This window comes from Streptomyces sp. NPDC006711 (assembly GCF_042869775.1).
Taxonomy (GTDB): Bacteria; Actinomycetota; Actinomycetes; order Streptomycetales; family Streptomycetaceae; genus Streptomyces.
Map to the genome: position 1 here is coordinate 159,353 of NZ_JBIAGO010000007.1, position 22,627 is coordinate 181,979.

17 protein-coding genes are annotated in these 22,627 nt (G+C 70.9%); 9 read left to right on the plus strand and 8 right to left on the minus strand.

Annotated features, from left to right (window positions below):
* Window positions 1-268: 268 nt before the first annotated feature.
* A complete protein-coding gene (gene uvrA, locus ACFYM2_RS17030) occupies window positions 269-3,277 on the minus strand; it encodes an excinuclease ABC subunit UvrA (protein ID WP_359004552.1) in 3,009 nt (1,002 codons plus the stop codon).
* Between the two features lie 222 nt (window positions 3,278-3,499).
* On the opposite strand from uvrA, the gene ACFYM2_RS17035 reads away from it, so the two are divergent.
* From ACFYM2_RS17035 to ACFYM2_RS17045, 3 genes are all read left to right on the plus strand, one after another.
* The gene (locus ACFYM2_RS17035) at window positions 3,500-4,189 is read left to right on the plus strand and encodes a maleylpyruvate isomerase family mycothiol-dependent enzyme (RefSeq protein WP_388836926.1); all 690 of its coding nucleotides are present in this window, start codon (window positions 3,500-3,502) and stop codon (window positions 4,187-4,189) included.
* Window positions 4,190-4,210: 21 nt separating this feature from the next.
* The gene (locus ACFYM2_RS17040; protein ID WP_359004557.1) at window positions 4,211-4,867 is read left to right on the plus strand and encodes an MBL fold metallo-hydrolase; all 657 of its coding nucleotides are present in this window, start codon (window positions 4,211-4,213) and stop codon (window positions 4,865-4,867) included.
* Window positions 4,868-5,117: 250 nt separating this feature from the next.
* A complete protein-coding gene (locus tag ACFYM2_RS17045) occupies window positions 5,118-6,404 on the plus strand; it encodes an MFS transporter (RefSeq protein WP_388837143.1) in 1,287 nt (428 codons plus the stop codon).
* A 129-nt stretch (window positions 6,405-6,533) separates the two neighbouring features.
* On the opposite strand, the gene ACFYM2_RS17050 is transcribed toward ACFYM2_RS17045, so the two are convergent.
* The 5 genes from ACFYM2_RS17050 to ACFYM2_RS17070 form a co-directional block, all read right to left on the minus strand.
* Entirely contained in the window at window positions 6,534-7,514 is a 981-nt protein-coding gene (locus ACFYM2_RS17050) for a TerC family protein (RefSeq protein WP_359004560.1), read from the minus strand.
* 321 nt (window positions 7,515-7,835) lie between these two features.
* Window positions 7,836-9,806, minus strand: coding sequence for a TerD family protein (locus ACFYM2_RS17055; RefSeq protein ID WP_388836929.1), 1,971 nt, complete (start codon window positions 9,804-9,806; stop codon window positions 7,836-7,838).
* Window positions 9,807-9,912: 106 nt separating this feature from the next.
* Window positions 9,913-10,491: a TerD family protein gene (locus ACFYM2_RS17060; protein WP_350229707.1), complete on the minus strand. Its 579-nt coding sequence runs from the start codon at window positions 10,489-10,491 to the stop codon at window positions 9,913-9,915.
* A gap of 166 nt (window positions 10,492-10,657) precedes the next feature.
* The gene (gene uvrB / locus ACFYM2_RS17065) at window positions 10,658-12,790 is read right to left on the minus strand and encodes an excinuclease ABC subunit UvrB (RefSeq protein ID WP_388836932.1); all 2,133 of its coding nucleotides are present in this window, start codon (window positions 12,788-12,790) and stop codon (window positions 10,658-10,660) included.
* 51 nt (window positions 12,791-12,841) lie between these two features.
* Window positions 12,842-13,711 (minus strand): MHYT domain-containing protein, encoded by an 870-nt coding sequence (locus ACFYM2_RS17070; protein ID WP_388836935.1) that lies wholly within the window; start codon window positions 13,709-13,711, stop codon window positions 12,842-12,844.
* Between the two features lie 214 nt (window positions 13,712-13,925).
* Here ACFYM2_RS17070 and ACFYM2_RS17075 point away from each other — a divergent pair, with 214 nt between their 5' ends.
* Complete coding sequence (locus ACFYM2_RS17075) at window positions 13,926-14,477, plus strand: methylated-DNA--[protein]-cysteine S-methyltransferase (RefSeq protein ID WP_388836938.1); 552 nt, start codon at window positions 13,926-13,928, stop codon at window positions 14,475-14,477.
* A 72-nt stretch (window positions 14,478-14,549) separates the two neighbouring features.
* Here the strand turns inward: ACFYM2_RS17075 and ACFYM2_RS17080 are convergent, their stop codons facing one another.
* The gene (locus ACFYM2_RS17080; protein WP_388836941.1) at window positions 14,550-14,990 is read right to left on the minus strand and encodes a cupin domain-containing protein; all 441 of its coding nucleotides are present in this window, start codon (window positions 14,988-14,990) and stop codon (window positions 14,550-14,552) included.
* Window positions 14,991-15,152: 162 nt separating this feature from the next.
* On the opposite strand from ACFYM2_RS17080, the gene ACFYM2_RS17085 reads away from it, so the two are divergent.
* Together ACFYM2_RS17085 and ACFYM2_RS17090 are read left to right on the plus strand one after the other, a co-directional pair.
* The gene (locus ACFYM2_RS17085; RefSeq protein ID WP_359004578.1) at window positions 15,153-16,067 is read left to right on the plus strand and encodes a pseudouridine-5'-phosphate glycosidase; all 915 of its coding nucleotides are present in this window, start codon (window positions 15,153-15,155) and stop codon (window positions 16,065-16,067) included.
* Window positions 16,064-17,008: a carbohydrate kinase family protein gene (locus tag ACFYM2_RS17090; RefSeq protein WP_388836944.1), complete on the plus strand. Its 945-nt coding sequence runs from the start codon at window positions 16,064-16,066 to the stop codon at window positions 17,006-17,008. The genes ACFYM2_RS17085 and ACFYM2_RS17090 overlap by 4 nt, the downstream gene beginning before the upstream one ends.
* Window positions 17,009-17,101: 93 nt before the next feature.
* Here the strand turns inward: ACFYM2_RS17090 and ACFYM2_RS17095 are convergent, their stop codons facing one another.
* On the minus strand, window positions 17,102-17,764 hold the full coding sequence (locus ACFYM2_RS17095; protein ID WP_388836947.1) for a uridine kinase: 663 nt from the start codon (window positions 17,762-17,764) through the stop codon (window positions 17,102-17,104).
* A 312-nt stretch (window positions 17,765-18,076) separates the two neighbouring features.
* On the opposite strand from ACFYM2_RS17095, the gene ACFYM2_RS17100 reads away from it, so the two are divergent.
* The 3 genes from ACFYM2_RS17100 to ACFYM2_RS17110 all read left to right on the plus strand — a co-directional run bounded on the left by ACFYM2_RS17100 (window position 18,077) and on the right by ACFYM2_RS17110 (window position 22,580).
* Complete coding sequence (locus ACFYM2_RS17100; protein WP_388836949.1) at window positions 18,077-19,243, plus strand: IMP dehydrogenase; 1,167 nt, start codon at window positions 18,077-18,079, stop codon at window positions 19,241-19,243.
* A gap of 163 nt (window positions 19,244-19,406) precedes the next feature.
* A complete protein-coding gene (locus ACFYM2_RS17105) occupies window positions 19,407-20,153 on the plus strand; it encodes a DUF2293 domain-containing protein (RefSeq protein WP_388836952.1) in 747 nt (248 codons plus the stop codon).
* Between the two features lie 234 nt (window positions 20,154-20,387).
* On the plus strand, window positions 20,388-22,580 hold the full coding sequence (locus ACFYM2_RS17110) for a TerD family protein (protein ID WP_388836955.1): 2,193 nt from the start codon (window positions 20,388-20,390) through the stop codon (window positions 22,578-22,580).
* The last annotated feature ends 47 nt before the right edge of the window (window positions 22,581-22,627 follow it).

Consider the following 22,627-nt stretch of genomic DNA (forward strand, 5'->3'; position numbering starts at 1 on the left):
TGCGGGGGCCGCAACCCCCACCGGGACACGGGCCCCCGGCCCCGCCCCGGGGCCTCAGCACCCGCCCCACGGCAAAGGCGCAGGGAGCACGGCCCCCGCCGGGGTACGGGGCCGCCACCCGAGCCGGGCTCGCAATGGCCCGGCCCCCGGAGGCCCAAGCACCCACCCCCGGCACGGGCACCGCCCCCGCACGCGCCCAGCGCCAACACACGCCGAGCGCGCCACCCCACCCCCGGCGGGTCTCGGGAAGGGGCGGGGTGGGGGCGGCTCAGGCCTTGCGGGCCCGGGTCGTCTTCTTCGCCGGCGCCGCCTTCTTGGCGACCGCCGCCGTCCGCCCGGACGCCGTCTTCCTCGCGGGCGCGGCCTTCGCGGCGGACACCGCCTTCTTCGCCCCCTTGCGCACCGGCCCCCGCACCGGCTCCGCGTCGCTGATCCGGTCCGCCCCCAGAATGTCCCGCAGGAACTTCCCGGTATGGCTGGCCGGTACCGAGGCGACCTCCTCGGGCGTGCCCTCGGCGATGACGAGACCGCCGCCGTTGCCGCCCTCGGGCCCCATGTCGATGACCCAGTCCGCGGTCTTGACGACATCCAGGTTGTGCTCGATGACGATGACCGTGTTGCCCTTGTCGACGAGCCCGGACAGCACCTTGATCAGCTTGGAGATGTCCTCGAAGTGCAGCCCGGTGGTGGGCTCGTCCAGGACGTACACCGTGCGGCCCGTGGACCTCTTCTGCAGCTCGGACGCGAGCTTCACCCGCTGCGCCTCACCGCCCGAGAGCGTGGGCGCGGACTGCCCGAGCCGCACATACCCGAGCCCGACCTCGTTCAGCGTCCGCAGATGCCGCGCGATGGTCGGAACGGCCTCGAAGAACTCCAGGCCCTCCTCGATCGGCATGTCGAGGACCTCGGCGATGGACTTGCCCTTGTAGTGGACCTCCAGGGTCTCCCGGTTGTAGCGCGCCCCGTGGCAGACCTCGCACGGCACGTACACGTCCGGCAGGAAGTTCATCTCGATCTTGATGGTGCCGTCGCCCGAGCAGTTCTCGCAGCGGCCGCCCTTGACGTTGAAGGAGAACCGGCCGGGCAGATACCCGCGGACCTTGGCCTCCATCGTCTCGGCGAACAGCTTGCGGACGTGGTCGAAGACGCCCGTGTACGTCGCCGGGTTGGACCGGGGGGTGCGGCCGATCGGCGACTGGTCGACGTGCACGACCTTGTCGACCAGGTCGTCGCCCGCGACCCGGGTGTGCCGGCCGGGCACGCTGCGCGCGCCGTTCAGCTCACGAGCCAGGTGGGTGTACAGGATGTCGTTGACCAGCGTCGACTTTCCGGAGCCGGAGACGCCGGTGACCGCGGTCAGGACGCCCAGCGGGAACGACACGTCGATGTCGCGGAGGTTGTTCTCCTTCGCGCCGTGCACGGTCAGCCGGCGCTTGGGGTCCACGGGACGCCGGACGTCGGGCAGCGGAATGGACCTCTTGCCCGCCAGGTACTGGCCGGTCATCGACTCCTTGTTGGCGAGGAGCTGCTTCAAGGGGCCGCTGTGGACGACCTTGCCGCCGTGCTCACCGGCGCCCGGGCCGATGTCGACCACCCAGTCGGCCACCTTGATGGTGTCCTCGTCGTGCTCGACGACGATCAGGGTGTTGCCCATGTCGCGCAGGCGCACCAGCGTTTCGATCAGACGGTGGTTGTCGCGCTGGTGCAGGCCGATCGACGGCTCGTCCAGGACGTACAACACGCCGACCAGGCCGGAGCCGATCTGGGTGGCGAGCCGGATGCGCTGGGCCTCGCCGCCGGAGAGGGTGCCGGCCGCGCGGTTGAGCGAGAGGTAGTCGAGGCCGACGTCGACCAGGAACCTCAGCCGTTCGTTGACCTCCTTGAGGACCCGCTCGGCGATCTTCTTGTCCCGGGCGTTGAGCCGCAGCTTGGCCAGGAACTCGGCGCAGTCGCTGATGGACATGGCGGCGACCTCGGCGATGGACTTCTCCATCACGGTGACCGCGAGGACCAGGGGCTTGAGGCGGGTGCCCGCACAGGTGGGGCAGGGCACCTCGCGCATGTAGCCCTCGAAGCGCTCGCGGGCGCCGTCGCTCTCCGCCTCGGAGTGGCGCCGCTTGACGAACGGCACCGCGCCCTCGAAGGCGGTGGTGTACGCCCGCTCCCGGCCGTACCGGTTGCGGTAGCGGACCTCGATCTGGGTCTTGTGGCCGGACAGCAGCGCCTTCCTGGCGCGCTGGGGCAGACCCGCCCAGGGGATGTCGGTGCGGAAGCCCAGCTCGCCGGCGAGCGCGCCCACCAGGCGGGCGAAGTAGTCCTTGGTGTGCCCGTGCGACCAGGGGTGGATGGCCCCCTCGTCGAGCGACTTGTCCTCGTCCGGGACGATCAGGTCGGGGTCGACCTCCATGCGGGTGCCGATGCCCGTGCAGTCGGGGCAGGCGCCGAAGGGCGAGTTGAAGGAGAAGGAGCGCGGTTCGAGCTCTTCGAACGACAGGTCGTCGTAGGGGCAGTACAGGTGCTCCGAGTACATCCGCTCGCGCTCGGGGTCGTCGGCCGCGAGGTCGACGAAGTCGAGCACGACCATGCCGCCGGACAGGCCGAGCGCGGTCTCCACGGAGTCGGTCAGGCGGCGCTTGGCACCGTCCTTCACGGTGAGGCGGTCGATGACCACCTCGATGGTGTGCTTCTCCTGCTTCTTCAGCTTGGGCGGCTCGGCGAGCTGGATGGTCTCGCCGTCGACCCGGGCGCGGCTGTAGCCCTTGGTCTGGAGGTCGGCGAAGAGGTCGACGAACTCGCCCTTGCGCTCGCGCACCAGCGGCGAGAGCACCTGGAAGCGGCTGCCCTCGGGCAGTTCGAGCACCTTGTCCACGATGGCCTGCGGCGACTGGCGCGAGATCGGGCGGTGGCACTCGGGGCAGTGCGGCTTGCCGATGCGCGCGAAGAGCAGACGCAGGTAGTCGTAGACCTCGGTGATGGTGCCGACCGTCGAGCGCGGGTTGCGCGAGGTCGACTTCTGGTCGATGGAGACGGCGGGCGAGAGACCTTCGATGAAGTCGACGTCCGGCTTGTCCATCTGACCGAGGAACTGGCGGGCGTACGAGGACAGCGACTCGACGTAGCGCCGCTGGCCCTCGGCGAAGATCGTGTCGAAGGCCAGCGAGGACTTGCCCGACCCGGACAGACCGGTGAAGACGATGAGGGAGTCACGCGGGAGGTCGAGCGAGACGTTCTTGAGATTGTGCTCGCGCGCGCCACGGACGATGAGACGGTCGGCCACGCCGGTCCGCACCTTTCTAGAGAGAGCGGGGGAGCTGCGGGAGCCCCCGTCCCAGGGTATGGGGGGCGCCACGGTGATGTCGTTGATTCCTGGATGAATCCGGACAGCTTCCACAACGGTTTTGAGAGGGGAGCCATTCCCGAGCGTATAGCACGCACATTCGATTTAAGGACTCGTCCGGCCACCTTCACCCGATCGAGTGGCGGGGCTATCGTCGGCGCCATGATTGATCACGCACGCGACCTGGCCTCTGTACGCGAAGCCACCGAACGGCTGCTGAGCGCGGCCGCCGCACTGGACAACGCCTCCGTCGCCGAGCCGTCACGGCTCCCCGGCTGGAGCCGGGGCCACGTACTGGCCCATGTCGCCCGGAACGCGGACGCCCTCGTCAACGTGCTGGCCGGGCGGCCCATGTATGCCAGTGCCGAGGCGCGGGACACCGACATCGAGCGGGACGCACCGCGCCCGCTGGACGCACAGCTCGCGGACGTCCGCGACAGCGCCGCCGGCTTCCAGGCCGAGGGCGAGCGGCCCGCCGACTGGTCGCGCACGGTCGAGCTGCGCAACGGCGTCACCGACGCCGCGGCCCGCGTGCCCTTCCGCCGCCTCGTCGAGGTCGAGCTGCACCACGTCGACCTCGGCATCGGCTATGAGCTCGAAGACCTCGACGAGGACTTCGTGCGCCGCGAGACCGACTTCCTCGCCGACCGCTTCGCCGGACACAAGGATCTGCCGCCGATCCGCCTGAGCGACGACAGGGGCCGCACGTGGACCACCGGCGGAGGCGCCGACGCCGAACCCGTCCACGTGAGCGGCCGCGCCGCCGACCTCGTGGGCTGGCTCGCCGGACGCCGCGACGGCGGGGGCCTGAAGAGCGCCGGCGCCGCGCTGCCCGCACTGCCCCCGCTGTGATCTTGGCGATAGGCTGATCCCATGACATACAGCGGAGCGGTGAAGGCCGGCGGTCCCGCCGATGTGCACGAGTTGACCGACCTCATGATCTCCAAGGTCCAGGTCGGCGCGATGGGCAACAACGCGTATCTGCTGCGCTGCCGCGCCACCGGCGAGCAGCTGCTCATCGACGCGGCCGCCGAGCCCGCCACGCTGCTCACGCTGATCGGTGACGACGGCATCGCGTCCGTCGTCACCACGCACCGCCACGGCGACCACTGGGGAGCCCTGGCCGAGGTCGTCGCCGCGACCGGCGCGCGCACCTACGCCGGCCGCCACGACGCCGAGGGCATCCCGGTGGCGACCGATGTGCCCGTGGCGGACGGCGACACCATCCGCGTCGGCCGCGTCGAGCTGACCGCGCGCCACCTCGTGGGCCACACGCCCGGCTCGATCGCCCTGATCTACGACGACCCGCACGGCCACCCCCACGTGTTCACCGGCGACTGCCTCTTCCCCGGCGGCGTGGGCAACACCTGGGAGGACCCCAAGGCCTTCGCCAGCCTCATCCACGACGTCGAAACCAAGCTCTTCGACGCCCTGCCGGACGAGACCTGGGTCTATCCCGGACACGGCAACGACACCACGCTCGGTGACGAGCGCCCGCACCTGCCCGAGTGGCACGCCCGCGGCTGGTAGCCACCGCGCGGCGATGCCCGCCGCGCGCCGCGCCAGCGGAGCCCGCCCGTTCCACGCGCCGAAGAAGTCCATGTCCCGATCGTGGCACCCGCCACTGACAATGGGCGGTGCGCGCGTTGGCGATGGGCGGTGCGCGCGTGCGCCCGCCCGCCGACCCCGGCGCTTCCGCGCGCCCCCGTAACGCTTGATCACCGCGGGTAGTTGGCGCGACATGCGCACCCCATCCCTTCCCGCCCCCGGTCCCCCCTCGATGATCCGCCTCGCGGCCGCCTCGCTCGCGGGCACCGCCATCGAGTTCTACGACTTCTTCGTCTACGGCACCGCGGCCGCCCTCGTGCTGGGCCCGCTGTTCTTCCCGACCTTCTCCGCGCTGGCAGGGACGCTCGCCGCTTTCGGCACCTTCGGCGCCGGCTTCCTGGCCCGTCCGCTCGGTTCGGTTCTCTTCGGCCACATCGGCGACCGCTACGGACGCCGTCCGGTCATGTTCGCCTCACTGGCCCTGACCGGGCTCGCCACGGTGGCGGTCGGCTGTGTGCCCTCCTACGCCTCGATCGGCATCGCCGCGCCCGTACTGCTCCTGGTGCTGCGCTTCCTCCAGGGGCTCGGGCTCGGCGGCGAATGGGGCGGCGCGGTGCTGCTCACCGCCGAGCACGCGCCGGCCCACCGGCGCGGACTGTGGACGAGCTTTCCGCAGATCGGCCCCTCCGTCGGGTTCCTGCTGGCCAACGGGATCGTGCTCGCGCTGTCGGCGGGGCTCAGCGACGCCCAGTTCCACGCCTGGGGGTGGCGGGTGCCGTTCTGGGGCGCGGGGGTGCTCGCGCTGGGCGGTCTCGCGCTGCGGAGCTCGCTCGCGGAGACGCCGCAGTTCCGCGCGATGGGCGAGCCGGCGAAGCTCCCGCTGCTCGAAGTGGTGCGCGGGCACGGGCGGTTGGTGCTGCTGACGGCCGGAGCCCTCTCGTTCGGGTACGCCGTTTTCTACGCGGTGTCCACCTGGTCACTCGCGTACGCGACCGATCGCCTTGGGGTCGACCGCACGGTGATGCTGGTCTGCGTCATGGCGGCCGTGGCGATCATGGGCGTCCTGACGCCGTTCGCGGCCCTGCTGGGCGACCGCCATGGACGGCGGCGGCTGTGCCTTGTCGGGTGCGCGCCGACGGTGGCGTGGATGTTCCCGCTGGTGGCGCTGCTCGAGACGGCGCAGCCGCTGTGGATGTTCGTCGGCTTCCTCGGCGCGATGCTGGCGTTCATCTCGATGTTCGCGGTGATCTCGGCGTATCTGTCGGAGCTGTACGAGCCGAGGGTGCGCTGCACGGGCGCCGCGGTCGGCTACAACCTGGGCGGGGTGCTCGGCGGCGCGCTGACCCCCATCGTGGCGACCGCGCTGTCCCGGGGCGATGGGCCGCCGTGGGGGGTGGGCGCGTATCTGACCGGTCTCGGGCTGCTGAGTCTGGGCTGTTTCGCGCTGCTGCCCGAGACACGTCCGCAGGCAGCCGCCCACCCGGCGCCCGGAGCGGAGTCGGAGGCGGCCCCGGCGTAGGGAGGGCGCAGGGAGAACCGCCTCACGCCCCCGCGCAGAGAGGGCCGCCGCACGCCCGCGCGGGAGCCGCCACACGCCCCGGCGCGGGGGCCGTCTCGCTCCCCGCGCCGGGACTGCCGTTCCGCCCGGTCAGGCGCCGACGCTGTCCTTGTGCCGATCCTGGTCCGCCGTCTGCTTACGCGCCGCGACGAGGCTGGTGATCGTGGTGATGACCAGCACGCCGCAGATGACACCGAGGGAGACCGGAATGGAGATCTCCGGGACGTTCACGCCGTTCTCGTGCAGCGCGTGCAGGACCAGTTTCACGCCGATGAAGCCGAGGATCACCGAGAGGCCGTAGCTGAGGTGGACCAGCTTCTTGAGCAGCCCGCCGATCAGGAAGTACAGCTGACGCAGGCCCATCAGCGCGAAGGCGTTGGCCGTGAAGACGATGTACGGGTCCTGGGTCAGACCGAAGATCGCCGGGATCGAGTCCATCGCGAAGAGCACGTCGGTGGTGCCGATGGCGAGCATGACGACCATCAGGGGCGTCATGATCTTCTTGCCGTTCTTCGCCACGAACAGCTTGGTGCCGTGGTACCTGTCGGCGACGCCGAACTTCTTCTCGACGGACTTCAGGAGGCGGTTCTCCTCGAACTCCTCCTCCTCGTCGCCCGAGCGCGCCTCCTGGATGAGCTTCCAGGCGGTGTAGATCAAGAACGCGCCGAAGATGTAGAAGACCCACGAGAAGTTGGCGATGACCGCGGCGCCGGCCGCGATGAACACGGCGCGCAGCACCAGGGCGATCAACACGCCGAAGAGCAGCACCCGTTGCTGGAGGTGCGAGGGCACCGAGAACTTCGCCATGATCAGGATGAAGACGAAGAGGTTGTCGACGGAGAGCGACTTCTCGGTGATGAAGCCCGCGAAGAACTCGCCGGAGGCCTGGCTGGTGCCGAACACCAGCAGGCCGATGCCGAAGAGCGCGGCCAGCACGATCCAGACCACGGTCCAGACGCCGGCCTCCTTGACCGATACGTCGTGCGGCTTGCGTCCGATGAAGAAGTCGGCCGCGATCAGGGCACCCAGACCGAGAATGGTCAGCACCCACAAGGTCATTGAAACGTCCACTGCGCCTCCGGCGTCGTACGGCTACTGATCAGCGTCGTCGCTGCCGGAGGTCTCCTCCACCCGGGCGCCTTCCCTCGCGCCGCGGGCCGACGCCCCGGGACCCGTCCCGTGGGTCCGTATTGACGGGAACGCCGCAGTCGGGAGTACTCCCCTCCGCTTCACGGCAGCCTACCCGAATCACCAAGAGAAGGTAAAGGGATAGGTAAAGAAAACCCAAGTACCCAGGTCAGGGAGGTTCCTTGATCACCCGTTCGCACGCGCCGTGCCGCGCGGCGAGGCGCACCACCGCGGCGCGCCCGGAGCGCCCGCGGAGGCGGGCCGTCAGCGGGGCCAGGCGGCGCGCGCCTCGCCGACCCGGCCGAGCACCTGCTCCACGATCCGGCTCCCGGACGGCGCGAGCGGTGGTTCATACGTCCAGGCGTGCCCCACCCACGGGTCGGCGAGGTGATCGTCCGGGACCGGGGTGAGCCGCAGCAGCGAACGCCACAGCGGCCGCAGCACGGGCCCGTACGCCGACGCCTCCTCGCGGTCCGCGACCATCAGGAGGTGCACACCCACCGATGGTCCCTCGTCGGCGAGGTAGCGCAGCTGGTTCAGGGCGCGGTCGTCGAAGCCGTGCGGAAAGTCATTGACGATCAGCAGCTGCTCGGCGGTGTCCATTCCGGGCGGCAGGGCGTCCGTGCCCGCGCCGCCCCGCACCGCCATCTGCACGAGGTCCACGCGCTCGGTGAGCCCGGCCAGCACCTCGGCCACCCCTGCGGCGCCCGCAGCGGGCGGCGCGGCGAGCACCCCGGCGCGCGTGAGCGGCGCCAGGCGGGCCGCGGCCGCCCCCGCCGGGTCGATGACATGGACGGCGAACTCATGGGCCGGGTAGACCGCGAGCAGACGCGCCGCGACCGCCACGGCCGTGTCCACCGCGAGCCCCTTGATCTGCTCGGCGTCCAGGCAAGCGGCCGCCTCCGAGCCCGTGCGGCCCGCGTCGATCCACAAGCCCCGCTCCAGCGGCAGCCTCACCAGCATCGGAATGCGCAACAGCGGCCGCTCGGGCAGCCGTACGTCCCCGAGGCGCAGCGCCATCGGGATCTCCATCGGCACCCGGTAGGCGTGCCACACCGGGCTGTCCCACCGGGCGTACGCCGGCGGCAGCACGGGCTCGACGACCTCCGACTCGGCGACCAGCTGCGCCAGATCGCGCTCAAGAACCTCCCCGGCCCGCGCGACGAGCTCTTCCCGCTTGACGTGGGCCCGCTCCCTGGCCTGCTCCCCCGCGGGGCCCATGCGGGCGCGCGCGTCGGACAGGACGCGGTCCAGTTCCTGCTCCCTGCGCGCGTCCGCGAAGTCCACGGCGCTGCGATAGGCGGCCACCGTGCGGGCCAGGTCCTCGAACATGCCCCACACCTGGTTGTACAGGCGCTCGTCCATGGACCAGCCGCCTGCGTCGCCCGCGACGGGCCGGTCGGGTCCCTGAGGGTCGAGCGGCGGGGCCACGGGGGCGGCGGGCGGCTCGGTGGCAGCCTGGCGCCGAGGGTGCGCGTAACTGACCGGGCCACCGGCGACGGCCCGCTGGTGTTGTTGGTGTTGTTGTTGCTCCTGCTGCTGGGGCACGGTGGTCGGCTCGGCTGGGGGCGGCGCGGCATCCGGCGCGGCATCCAGCCCGGGCCCGCCGGGCGCCCCGGCGCTCACGGCGCGTACGAGGGCGTCGTCGCCGGTATGGGGCGGGGGCGCCGCCACGGAACGGGTGGAGCCGGGCGCGATCGCCTCCCAAATGGCGCCGGCCACCTGCCCGGCCTCCGGCAGGCCCTGGTCGGACAGCAGATCGGCGAGGCCCCCCGCGTACCCCTGGCCGACGGCGCGGATCTTCCACGCACCCTGACGGCGATAGAGCTCCAGGGCCACCACCGCCGACTCGGCGCCGAGCCCAGTGATCGTGTAGCGGGCGATCTCCGTGCCGTCCAGGCCCGTGACGGCGACGAAAGGCGCGGCGAGGCCGGCGAAACGGCTGGGCCCCGGCGCCCCGGGCGGCAGCGCGAGCAGCACACTGACCCGGTGCACCGCCTCCCCCACGGCCTCCAGGTCCACGGCGAGACGGTGTTCGGCGGCGGCCCGCCGGGAGACCTCGACGCCGGGCAGCGCCGGCGCGCCGGGATGCGCCACGCACCGCGCGTCCGCCACCCTGCCCCGCTCGTCGCCGAGCGTGGCACCCGCCACCACCGCCGCGCCGGCCGACACCCTGATCTCCAGTCGGGTCCGGGGCAGGGGGTGGTTCTGCCCCCGTACCAGCTCGGCCGTCATCGCCTCTGTCCCCTCGTCGAGTTGATGGTGGTGCGGTGTGCGGTTGTACGACAGCTCCCGGCGGCCTGATGCCTCCGGGAGCTGCGGTGCCGGTGATCCGGCGTGGTCAGAGATGGGGCAGGATCGCCGGCATCAGGTCCTGGAAGGTGCGGCCGTTGGCCGGGTTGCCGATGGCGGTCATCTGCCACCCGGCGCCCGAGCGGTGCACCTTGGCCATGATCTGCGCGGTGTACTGGCCGCCGCCGTCCAGCGTGTAGCGGGCCAGTTCCTGGCCGTTGGTCTCGTCGACGAGCCGGCAGAACGCGTTCTGCACCTCCTGGAACGTCTGGCCGGTGAAAGAGTTCACCGTGAAGACGATCTGGTCGATGTGGACCGGCACGCGCGCGAGATCGACCAGGATCGCCTCGTCGTCACCGCCCTGTCCCGCGCCGCCCACCAGGTTGTCGCCGGTGTGCCGGACCGAGCCGTCGTCGCTGACCAGGTGGCGGAAGAAGACCACGTCCACGGGCTGCTTGTCGGCGAAGAGCACCGCCGAGGCGTCCAGGTCGATCTCCTGCGTCCGCTTGCCGAACAGGCCCCGGCGCGGAGCCGCCTGCCAGCCGAGCCCCATCCGCACCGCGGTCAGGGCGCCGCCGCCCTGCTTCTCCAGGCTGATGGCCTGACCCTTGGACAGATTGACCGTCACGCGCTGTCCCCTCTCCCCATGTGTCGTTCTTGACATGCTTTGCGCTGTTGTACGTTCTCGGGCCCGACCCTACGCAGTGGCGCACCGCACGCCACTACGCGGACGCTTTTTGTGGCGGTGTTGCAACACACCGCCACCCGCGGCGCCGGCCCCCGCCGCCGGCCGCTCAGGCCAGACCCGCCTCCCGCATCTGACGCAGCTCCTTCTTCAGCTCGCCGACCTCGTCGCGCAGCCGGGCCGCCACCTCGAACTGCAAGTCCGCGGCCGCCGCCCGCATCCGGTCGGTCATCTCCTCGATGATTCCCGCCAGTTCGGCCGCCGGCCGGTCGGTGAGCTCCTTCTTGCCGCCCTTGGCCGGCTTCCCCTCCTTGCCCGCCCTGCCGCCGAGCGAGGGCACCGGCGCCTTGCCGGCCTTTCCGTCCTTGCCCTGGCGATACCCCGTGCCGAGCAGCTGCTCGGTGTCGACCTCCTCGCGCGCGATCGTCGCGACGATGTCGTTGATCTTCTTGCGCAGCGGCTGGGGATCGATCCCCCGCTCCTTGTTGTACGCGATCTGCTTCTCACGGCGCCGGTTGGTCTCCTCGATGGCCTTCTCCATCGCGGGGGTGACACGGTCGGCGTACATGTGGACCTGGCCGGAGACGTTGCGGGCCGCGCGGCCGATGGTCTGGATCAAGGAGGTGCCCGACCGCAGGAAGCCCTCCTTGTCGGCGTCCAGGATCGCCACCAGGGACACCTCGGGCAGGTCAAGGCCCTCACGCAGCAGGTTGATGCCGACCAGCACGTCGTACTCGCCGGCCCGCAGCTCGCGCAGCAGCTCGATGCGGCGCAGGGTGTCGACATCGCTGTGCAAGTACCGCACCTGGATGCCCAGTTCGAGGAAGTAGTCCGTCAGGTCCTCGGCCATCTTCTTGGTCAAGGTCGTGACCAGGACCCGCTCGTCCTTCTCGGTGCGCTTGCGGATCTCGTGCACCAGGTCGTCGATCTGGCCCTCCGTGGGCTTGACGACGACCTCCGGGTCGACCAGGCCGGTCGGCCGGATGATCTGCTCCACGAAGCCGTCACCGCGCGACAGCTCATAGGTGCCCGGCGTCGCCGACAGATAGACCGTCTGCCCGATGCGGCCCAGAAACTCCTCCCACTTCAGCGGCCGGTTGTCCAGCGCCGAAGGAAGGCGGAAACCGTGATCGACCAGGGTGCGCTTGCGCGAGGCGTCACCCTCGTACATCGCACCGATCTGCGGGACCGTGACATGCGACTCGTCGAGGACCAGCAGGAAGTCCTCGGGGAAGTAGTCGATCAGGGTGTTGGGCGCGGTCCCCGGGGCGCGGTCGTCGAAATGCATCGAGTAGTTCTCGATGCCCGAACAGCTGCCGATCTGTCGCAGCATCTCTAGGTCGTAGGTGGTGCGCATGCGCAGCCGCTGCGCCTCCAGGAGCTTGCCCTGCTTCTCCAGCTCCGCCAGGCGCTGCTCCAGCTCCTTCTCGATGCCGGTGATGGCCTTTTCCATGCGCTCGGGACCCGCCACGTAGTGGCTGGCGGGAAAGACGTAGAGCGACTGGTCCTCGCTGATGATCTCGCCGGTGATCGGATGGAGGGTGGACAGCGCCTCGATCTCGTCCCCGAACATCTCGATCCGGACGGCCAGTTCCTCATAAACCGGGAAGATCTCGATGGTGTCGCCGCGCACGCGGAAGGTGCCGCGCGTGAACGCCAGGTCGTTGCGGGTGTACTGGATGTCGACGAAGCGGCGCAGCAGCTGGTCGCGGTCGATCTCCTCCCCGACCTGCAGCCGCACCATCCGGTCGACGTACTCCTGCGGGGTGCCCAGACCGTAGATGCAGGAGACGGACGCGACCACGACCACGTCACGCCGGGTCAGCAGCGAGTTGGTCGCCGAGTGGCGCAGCCGCTCGACCTCCTCGTTGATCGAGGAGTCCTTCTCGATGTAGGTGTCCGACTGCGGGACGTACGCCTCGGGCTGGTAGTAGTCGTAGTACGACACGAAGTACTCGACCGCGTTGTTGGGCAGCAGCTCACGGAACTCGTTCGCCAGCTGCGCGGCCAGCGTCTTGTTCGGCGCCATCACGAGCGTGGGGCGCTGAAACTTCTCGATCATCCAGGCAGTCGTCGCCGACTTGCCCGTGCCGGTGGCGCCGAGCAGGACGACATCCTTCTCACCTGCGCGAATGCGCTTCTCCAGCTCGGCGATGGCCGCCGGCTGGTCACCGCTTGGCTGGTAGTTACTGACGACCTCGAAGGGCGCCACCGTACGTTCGATCTTGGAAACGGGCCGCATGCAACCACCGTACGACCCACCACTGACAACCGGCGCCCCGTCGCGCCCCGGTCACCAGTCGTGCGGGGACGCCGAACCCTCGCGCGGCGGCTCGGACGCCGCCCAGCTGGTGCGCTCGGGAAAGGACGGGCGGTGCCTGGGCGCCGGGATCTGGCGCGGCGGACGCTTCTCCCAGTCCGGCTTGCCCATCACCACCAGGGGATCGAACATCACCACCACACCGGCCAGGATCAAAAAGGCGACGGGCCCGATCAGCATCGGCGCGAGCAGCGCCGCCGGCGACTCCCCGCCGCTCGCCGCCGCCCCCGAGACCCCGCCGTGCAGGTGAACACTGAGCGCGGCCATCCCCGTGTAGTGCATGCCGCTGACCGCGACACCCATGACCAAACTGGCCACCAGACTCGCCAGGAACCCGTGCACGGACACGGCCGCCCACAGCGCCGCGGTCGCGGCCACCACCGCGATCACCACGGACGCGCTGACGACGAGGGTGTTGTACTCGAACTCCCCGTTCATCCTGATCCCGGCCATGCCCAGATAGTGCATGGTGGCCACGCCGAGACCGGTGATCGTGCCACCCGTGACGAGGGCCATGGGAGTGGCGCCCCGGTAACCGACGATGAAGATGCCGATGCCGACCATCACGATCGCGACGACGAGGCTGGCGAACGTGATGCCCCGGTCGTAGCCCAGCGGCACCTCGTGGACGCTGAAGCCCATCATCGCGATGAAGTGCATGGTCCAGATGCCCGAACCGATGGACGTGGCGCCGAGCGCCAGCCAGGCCGCCTTGAAAGAGCGCCCGCTCAGCACCGACCGGGCGGTGCAGCGCAGCCCGAGCGCCCCGCCGAGACAAGCCATGATGAACGCCGCCACCGGCGTCACCAGGCCATACCTGAATCCGTCGACCGTCCCGTGCATACCCCTGTGCCCTTCACCCCGTACTGACTGAAGAGGCCCTGCTCCTGTCGCGGCCCTGGTTTCGGGGCGACACTAGGGCTCGCCGCGCGACAGGCAAACATTTTCCGGGCAATTTATCGACTCCGACCCTAGGAACGCTCCGGTTTGAGCGGATCCGGGATGCTTTGGCATCCCGTTCCGGGCGTTGTCAGTGGGCGGCCGTACCGTGGTCGGCATGGACAGCGACACGCAGTTCGTCGAATGGACCGTGGCCGACAGCGCCATCGGCCCGCTGCTCCTGGCCGCGACCGGCCAGGGCCTGGTGAACGTGGTCTTCCACGCCGACGAGGCGGTACGGGACCGGGCCGTCCGGGCCCTGGCCACCCGCTTCGCCACCGAGCCCACCCCGGCCACGCCCGGGCACGGTGGCCTCCTGGAGGAGCCGATACGCCAGATCGCGGCGTACTTCGACGGCCGGCTGCGCGCGTTCACCCTGCCGCTCGACTGGTCGCTCGCCGCCGGATTCAACCGGCAGGTGCTGCGCGAGCTGGCGGCCACCGTGCCGTACGGCACGGTGGTGGGCTACGGCGACCTGGCGGGCCGGGTCGGCCAGCCCGGGGCGGCCCAGGCCGTCGGCGCGGCCATGGGCGCGAACCCGCTGCCCGTGGTGGTGCCCTGCCACCGCGTGGTGGAGAGCGGCGGCGGCCTCGGCGGATTCGGCGGCGGCCTGGAGACCAAACGGCAGCTGCTCGCGCTCGAAGGGGTCCTGCCGCAGCCACTGTTCTGAGCCCACCCGCCGGCGGCGCTCCGGACGGCGCCGCGGTGGCGGCGGCCCGCGCCGACAACGGCGAGCGGGGCCCTACAAGCTGATGTGGTAGGCCTTGCGCAGCGTCTCGTGGACGGTCCAGGTGGTGCGGTCACCCGCCCGCAGCACGCACGCGTCACCCGGCCCGATCTCCAGCGCCTCGCCGCCCGCCACCTCGACCCTCGCGCGCCCGCTGACGACCACGAAGAGCTCGTCGGCCTCGGTGTCGGTCACCACGCCCGGAGTGATCTGCCAGATACCCCGGATCTGCTTGCCGTCGGCCGACTCCCACAGCACCTTCCCCGTCACCTCAGGGGCGCCGGAGACGATCTGGTCGGGGTCGAGCGGTTCCGGCTCCAGTTCCACGTCGGACACCCGCACGGCGAAGGACGCGGGTCCGCCGGGGCCCGGGTCGGCGACAGCGGAGGCAGGGGAGGCGGCGGAGGCAGGGGAGGCGGCGGGGGCGGCGACAGAGGCTTCGTCCAGGGTGCTCATGGCCGGTCAATCTAGCCGCGCCGCTCGCGCCGGGTGACCGACAGAGCGGCCGGATCCGCGCCCCCCGACCCGACAGCCTGTCCAGCCGCCCCCTGTCCTGAACGGCTCGCCCCGCCCACCCCACGCGTTTATCCGCCGCCCGGCCGCGCCAGGAATGGGGGCATGCCCCGTGACGACGCACCCGAAGCGGTCCACCTCTCGGAAGAAGTACGCACCGCTCTGGAGGAGGGCCGGCCCGTCGTGGCCCTGGAGTCGACGATCATCTCGCACGGCCTGCCCCGGCCGCGCAACCTCCGGGTCGCCCTCGAACTCGAGCACCTGGTACGAGCCTCGGGGGCCGTTCCCGCGACCATCGCCGTACTCGACGGACACCCCCGAGTAGGCCTGGACAAGGACCAGTTGGAACGCGTGGCCAACGACGACCTGCGCAAACTCGGCCACCGCGACCTGCCGATGGCGCTGGCGACCGGAACCAGCGGGGCGACCACGGTATCCGCCACCGCGTACCTGGCCGAGCGTGCCGGGCTACGCGTCTTCGCGACCGGCGGCCTCGGCGGCGTCCACCGCGAATGGGACCGCACGCAGGACGAGTCGGCGGACCTGCGACTGCTCGCCACGACACCGATCGCGGTGGTGTGCGCGGGCGTGAAGTCGATCCTCGACGTACCGGCCACGCTCCAACGCCTGGAAACACTCGGCGTCCCCGTGGTCGGCTACGGCACGGACCACTTCCCGGGTTTCTACCTGTCCAGTTCGGGCGAGCCGGTCGACTGGACGGTACGCACGCCACAGGAGGCGGCGGACGTCCTGCGGGCCCACCGCGCGCTCGCCCTGCGCTCGGCGGTGATCGTGGCCAACCCCGTACCCCAGGCCGAACAGCTCGATCCCCGGCTGCACGACGACGTGCTGGCCGCCGGTCTCGCCGCCTGCCGCGCCGCGAACATCACCGGCCAGGCGGTCACTCCCTTCCTTCTCACCTATCTGGTCGAGCACACGGACGGCGCGTCCCTGGAAGCCAACGTGGCGGCCGTACGCGGCAACGTCCGGCTGGCCGCGGACATCGCCGCGGCGCTGTGAACGGAGCCGGGACCGGCCGGACGCCGGGCGGTCTCCTCGTCGTCGGGGACGTGGTCACCGACGTGGTCGCCCGCCACCACGGCCCACTCGCGCCCGCCACCGACACCATGGCCGAGATCCGGACGGTGCCGGGCGGCGCCGGCGCCAACGCCGCCTGCTGGGCGGCCCATTCGGGCTGCACGGACGTACGGCTGCTCGCCCGCGCCGGTCAGGACTCCGCCGCCTGGCACAACCTCTGGCTGCGCCGCTCCGGCGTACGCTCCCTGCTCGTCCCGGACACCGACGCGCCGACCGCGACCGTGATAGCCCTGGTCGACGCGGTGACGGCCGAGCGTACGTTCCTGACGGACAGCGGCGCCGTCAACCGCATGAGCCCCGCCGGCTGGTCCCCCGCCCTCCTCGACGGCATCACCCACCTCCACCTCTCGGGCTACCTGCTGTTCGCGGACAGCAGCCGCCAACTGGCGCTACGAGCAAGCGAATCGGCCCGCCGGGCAGGCGTCACCGTGAGCCTGGACCCGGCGTCGGCCGGCTTCCTGGCCGACCTGGGCACCCGCCGCTTCCTCACCCTGACCGAGGGCACGGACATCCTGCTCCCCAACGCGGACGAGGCGCGCCTTCTGACCGGATTACCGGAACCGGCTGACGCGGCGGTGGAGTTGAGCCGACAATTCCCTCTGGTGGCGGTCACACTCGGGCCGGCCGGGGCGCTGGTGGCCGCGGCAGGCAAGATCATCGCGACGGTACGGGCACCGACGGTCGACGCCGTGGATTCGACAGGCGCGGGCGACGCGTTCACAGGGGGCTTCCTCGCGGCCCATCTGATGGGTGCGTCATCGAGGGAGGCCGCGGAGGCGGGGTGCCGGGCGGGGGCGATGGCGGTGGGTGTGGTGGGGGGACGGCCGCCGGTTGTGGGTGGAGGGGCGACGGATGACGAGTGACAGACAGCAAATGGCAGACGACGGGTAACGGGTAACCGATATCAGGCATCAGACTCTGTCAGCCGACGACCGACAGCTGTCACCTGTCACTCGTCACCCCGGCCCCGCCGCCGCTCCTCCCACTCCCCCACCCCACGCCGGATGACGAGGATCATCCACCCGCACCACGACGTCGGCCACCTCCGCCGGGCGCACCTCGGATGCGTACCGTTCGAGAGCGGTGAGCGTCCAGCGGTCGGCCTCCTCAGTCCGGCGCCGCAGCGCGGACGGTGAAAGTCGCAGGTGCACGGTGAGATCGAAGGGGAACCGGCGCCCCAGGAGCATGGGCCCGTGCACGATCAACACCCCGCCGTCCGGCAGGAGTTGATAAGGACTCCGGGTCGCCCGGTCGGTCACCGGGTCCCACAGGTCGGGCAGTACGAGCCCTGTGCCGCCCGGATCAAGCGGCCCGAACACCTCCCGCCACAGCGCGCCGGTGTCGAACCAGCCGTCGTAGTACGTGTCCGGGTCCTGGCGGCCGTACTCGTAGCGCAGCGAGGCGGGCCGCAGAAACCCTTCGGTGGAGAGAACGAGGACGGGCCTGCCGCGCAGCCGGAGCGCTTCCGCGAGACGGCGCGCGAGTTCGTCGGTGCGGGCCGCGGTGGCGCCATCGATGCCCAGACGCAGCCAGGAACCGCCGTCGGCGGCCTTGGCGTGGGCGGCCCGTTCGGCCAGGGCGCCGGTCAGCCGCTCCCAGGTGATCGCTTCGAATCGCACACCCCCATCATGCGCGGTCCCCATACACCCGGGCGGCGCCGCCGTGGCCCCGCTGCCCCGCCACGAGCTCAAGTGGGCGACCAGGCGCAGTGGTTGACGGCAACGAAGTCGATTCGTGCGGTGGCGACGTGATCGGTAGAGTGCCTGGTCACGACCGCACCCCGTTCGATCCACGGGCCGGTCAGGGCTCTGCCGCGGCTGTGGCACCTCCACGGCTGTCGTGCCGACCTCTGCTTCCGCCGGCACCGGGACGGCCGGGTCGGTCTTCTTGGCGGGGCGGCCGGGCCCCCGCCGACGGGCCAGGAGGAACAAGTGGCACAGATCATCACCGAAGTCTCGCGGACGTTCAACGAGTTCCTTCTTCTGCCCAATCGCACGCGCACCGATTGTTCGCCCGCGACGGTGGACCTGCGCACGCCCCTATCCCGGCATGCCGTGGGTGAGCGGCCGGCCGTCGAGCTGCGGGTGCCGTTCACGTCCGCGATCATGCAGGCCGTCAGCACGCCGGAACTCGCCATCGCCCTCGCGCGCAACGGCGGCCTCAGCTTCCTGCACCACAACCGGTCGATCCAGGACCAGGTCGCGGCGGTCGGCCAGGTGAAGAACGTCGAGGCCGGCGCTGTCACTGGTGCCGCGACGCCTCACAGCGACGCCCGTCCCGATGACATGACGCGTCCGTTGGTGGGCGCGGGCGTCAACACCCATGACTACCGGGAGCGCGTCCCGGCCCTGGCGGACGCGGGCGTGGACGCCCTGTGCTTCGACTCGTCCGACGGCTACAGCGACTGGCAGGCAGAGGCGCTGGCCTGGGTGAAGAAGCACTATCCCGAGATCCCTGCGGGTGGGGGCAATGTGGTCGACGGCGACGCGTTCGTTTTCCTCGCCGAGGCTGGAGCGGACTTCGTCAAGGTGGGAGTGGGCGGCGGCTCGATCTGCATCACCCGGGACCAGAAGGGGATCGGCCGCGGTCAGGCGAGCGCGGTGCTGGATGTCGCGGCAGCACGGGACGCCTATCGCGAGCGTACCGGCGTCCACGTGCCGGTCTGCTCCGACGGAGGCCTTGTGCACGACTACCACGTGGCCCTGGCGCTCGCGATGGGGGCGGACTTCGTGATGATGGGACGCTACTTCGCGGGTTTCGACCAGGCTGCGGGCGCCAAACTCGCCACCCGCGACGGCTTCGTGAAGGAGTACTGGGGCGAGGGCTCGAACCGTGCGCGTAACTGGCAGCGCTACGGGCAGGGCGGCCAGGGTCTGCTGTTCGAGGAGGGAGTGGACGGTTACGTTCCCTATGCGGGCGATCTCGGTGAGGGGCTGGCGCTGACCGTCGCCAAGCTAAGGACGACGATGGTCTCCTGCGGTTCGGCCACGCTGGAGGAGTTCCGGTCCTCCGCCCGGCTGACGCTCGTTTCGGATCAAAGTTTCCAGGGGAGCCACGCCAATGTGGCGCTGCGGGCCGCTTCACCGGCGGTCCACTGACGGGCACACCGGCCCTCCGGCCTGATTCCAACTCCCGTTGTTCCAGCCACCGTTGGTCGGGGAATCAGAGAAGGGAGAGTGTCCGGGCCGGCCCGTGCGTCCCACTGCTCGGCGGATTGGTTGTCGAGTCGGGTGGCGGTGCGGGTGTGTGAGGGGTGCTGCCATGCTCGTCATCGAACCCCGGCGCCGTCACCGCTGCGCGGTGTGCGGTCGCGGACCGCTGGAGTATGTGGTGCTGGCCTCCGGCTCGCCGTGCTGTCTGGACTGTTCGGATCTGTGCCATCTGGTCTTCCTGCCGCGTGGGGACACGGCGCTCACCCGCCGTGCCCGCGCGGGCAGTTCGCTCTGCGCCGTCGTGGTCCGCTTCAACCGGCGCCGGCGGCGTTACGAACGTCAGGGGGTGTTCGTCGAGGAGCGGGCGCTGGCCGCCGCGGAGGCCGCCTGCCTTGCCGACGGGGAGGCCCGGGCCCGTCGGCGCGCCCGGGACGCCGAGCGGCGGGCCGCGCAGGACGTGCGGTTCACGGCCGCCATGACCGACGCGATCCTGCGGCTCTTTCCGAGCTGCCCGCCCGACCGCGCGCGCGACATCGCCGAGCACGCTTCGGTGCGGGGCAGCGGGAGGGTGGGCAGGTCGGCGGCGGGGCGGGCGCTGGACGCGGCGGCGGTGACGGCGGCCGTCCGTGCCTCCGTCCGGCATCTGGACACGGAGTACGACGCGCTGCTCATGGCCCGCGTGCCGCACAACCGCGCCCGGGCCGGGGTCGCCGCGGCGATCGACGCGGTACTGGCCGCATGGGCACGGGAGCCGACACCGCCCGGCGCGGCGGATGCGGCGTCCGCCGGCCTACCGCGAGAGCCACCTCCCGGCGATCCGGAACGACGACCTCCTGCGTCTGCGGCTTCGGCCTGATATCGATTCGCCATATCCATCCGAGCTGCGGGTCACGAGTGTCGGCCGCGCGCGACGGGACTTGGTGGGCGGCTACCCGTTGAGCCGTGCCCTCTCTTTTCGGCCATCCGCGAGGGGCCCGACTTCTCGACCAGTAGGCTTCGTGAGCGCTCTTGGGGAGGGCAACAACTTTTCCGTGAACAGAGGGCAGTTCGGCCATGCCCGTACGGCCCTCCGTCCCGTGGGGGGATCTTCATGCACGAAATGGTCAAGGGTGCCAACGTGGGCCTCGCGGCGCTCAGTGAGAACGCCGACTCCGTCATCGTCAGTCTGAGCTGGAGCAGCCCGAGCGGCGAGGGCGACGCGGATGTCTCGGTGCTGCTGCTCGGCGCGGACGGCAAGGTGCGCGGCAACGCCGACTTCTTCTACTACAACAACCCGGCCGCGACCGACGGCAGCGTGCAGCTCCTGGGTGCGGCTGTGACGGAGAACGGCAGCGAGGACAGGATCCGGCTCGACCTGGCGGCGCTCCCGCAGGACATCGACCGGGTGATCATCGCGGCCAGCCGGTACCGGCGCGCGCATTTCGGCGAGTTGGAGAACATCCGACTGGTCGTGACGGACGCTTCCGGCGAGGCCATGCTCGGGTTCTCCATCGCTGACGCCGGCACCGAGAGCGCGTTCGTCTTCGGCGAGGTCTACCGGCGCGCGGAGGCGTGGAAGTTCCGGGCCATCGGGCAGGGGTACGACTCCGGGCTCGCCGGGCTCGCCACCGATTACGGCATCGAGATCGACGAGGACGACGACCAGGACGGCGAGCAGGATGAGTCGTCGGGCTTCCACGAGGTCGTGGTCGACGACGGCACCGCCGGCCCCGCCATCGAGAGGGTGGTCCCCGACGCCGACGCGGCCGGGCCTCTCGACACGCGGCCCGGCGCGCCGACCGATGACCGGGCCCACGACCAGGCCGACGACCGGGCCGTCGCCCGCGCCGCCGCGTTGGCGGCCGTGCCCGCGCCGCGCGCCACCGAACCGGGTGGATCCGAGCCACCCGCGGCCGCCCCCGCGCCCGGCGCCGCCCCCGACGCGGACGCGGCACCGGCGCCGGCACGGCGGTTGCGTACGGCCAAGAAGAAGGTGACGCTGCCGAAGGCGCCGAAGCCTTCGCTCGCCGACAACGACACGTGGCGCGGCGCCCGGTTGTTCCCCGCGTCCTCTTTGAAGAGCGACCGTGAGCGCGAGATGCGGGCCACATCCGTGCTGCTGGCCGTGATGAGTCAGGTTCCTGAGTTCGGGCGCCGCCTCACCGCCGCTTTCGGTGCGCCTTCCGGGCGGATGGAGGCTTTCACCGAGGTGACGCTTCCGCACGGCGACAGTCCCAAGCGGCCCGACGGCGTCATCCGGGTGGAGCGCGCGGGGAAGCTGTGGACGGCTCTCGTCGAGACCAAGACCAACGGCAACTCCCTCAAGAGTGAACAGATCCAGGACTACGTGAACATCGCCGCTCACCGGGGGTATGAAGCGGTCATCACTCTCTCCAACGACGTTGCCCTGGAGGGAAGTTCCCTGGTCGAGGTGAAAACCGACGGTCGGCGCAAGCACAAGGTCGCGCTGTGGCATCTGTCCTGGGCCGAAGTCACCCACCAGGCGCAGCTGCTGATCCGTCATGAGGGCGTACGCAATGAGGCGCACGCCTGGCTGCTCCAGGAGCTGCTGCACTATCTCCAGCATGACAACTCCGGGTGCCACGGTTTCCAGAACATGGGGCCCGCCTGGGTTCCGGTGCGCAACGGCATCGATGAGGAGACGTTGACGCCGGGCGATCCGCGTTCGGTCCAGGTCGTCGAGAGCTGGGAGCGGCTGATCCGCCAGGTGTGTCTGCGGCTGGGTGGGGAGCTCGGCACGAAGGTGGTGCCCGTGCAGCGGGCCAGGCGTGGCACCGATCCGGTTTCGCGCCGGGCGGAGTTGGCGCACCGGCTGTGTGTGGACGGGCAGTTGAGCGCGGAGATCCGGGTGGAGGGGGCGCCCGGCATTCTGGGCGTCGTCGCGGATCTGCGGGTGGGGCGGCTGCGGACGTCCATCGAGATCGCGGCGCCCGAGCAGGGCTATCCGCTGTCCTGGGTGAAGCGGCTGATGCGGCAGCTCGCCGAGGCGCCGGCCGACCTGCATGTGCAGACGCTGCTCGAAGGGGACGCGGTGGGCCCGCGCGGCACTCTGGAGAAGTTGCGTCCCGAGCCGGGAGATCTGTTGCCGAAGGGGTCGGAGAAGATCACGGGGTTCCGGCTTTCGCTGGCCAAGAGCGTGGGCGGTGCGCGCGGCAACGCGGAGACCGGGTTCATCCGTGGGGTGGACGCGGCCGTCGATCTGTTCCACTCCCGTGTGGTGACGCGGCTTGAGCGGCCGCGTCCGGTCCAGCGCAGGGCGGCCACGCCCGAGGTGGCGGGCTGACGTCGGTGCCGGGCGGCACACCTGTCCGGTGCCGGGCCCCGGAGCGG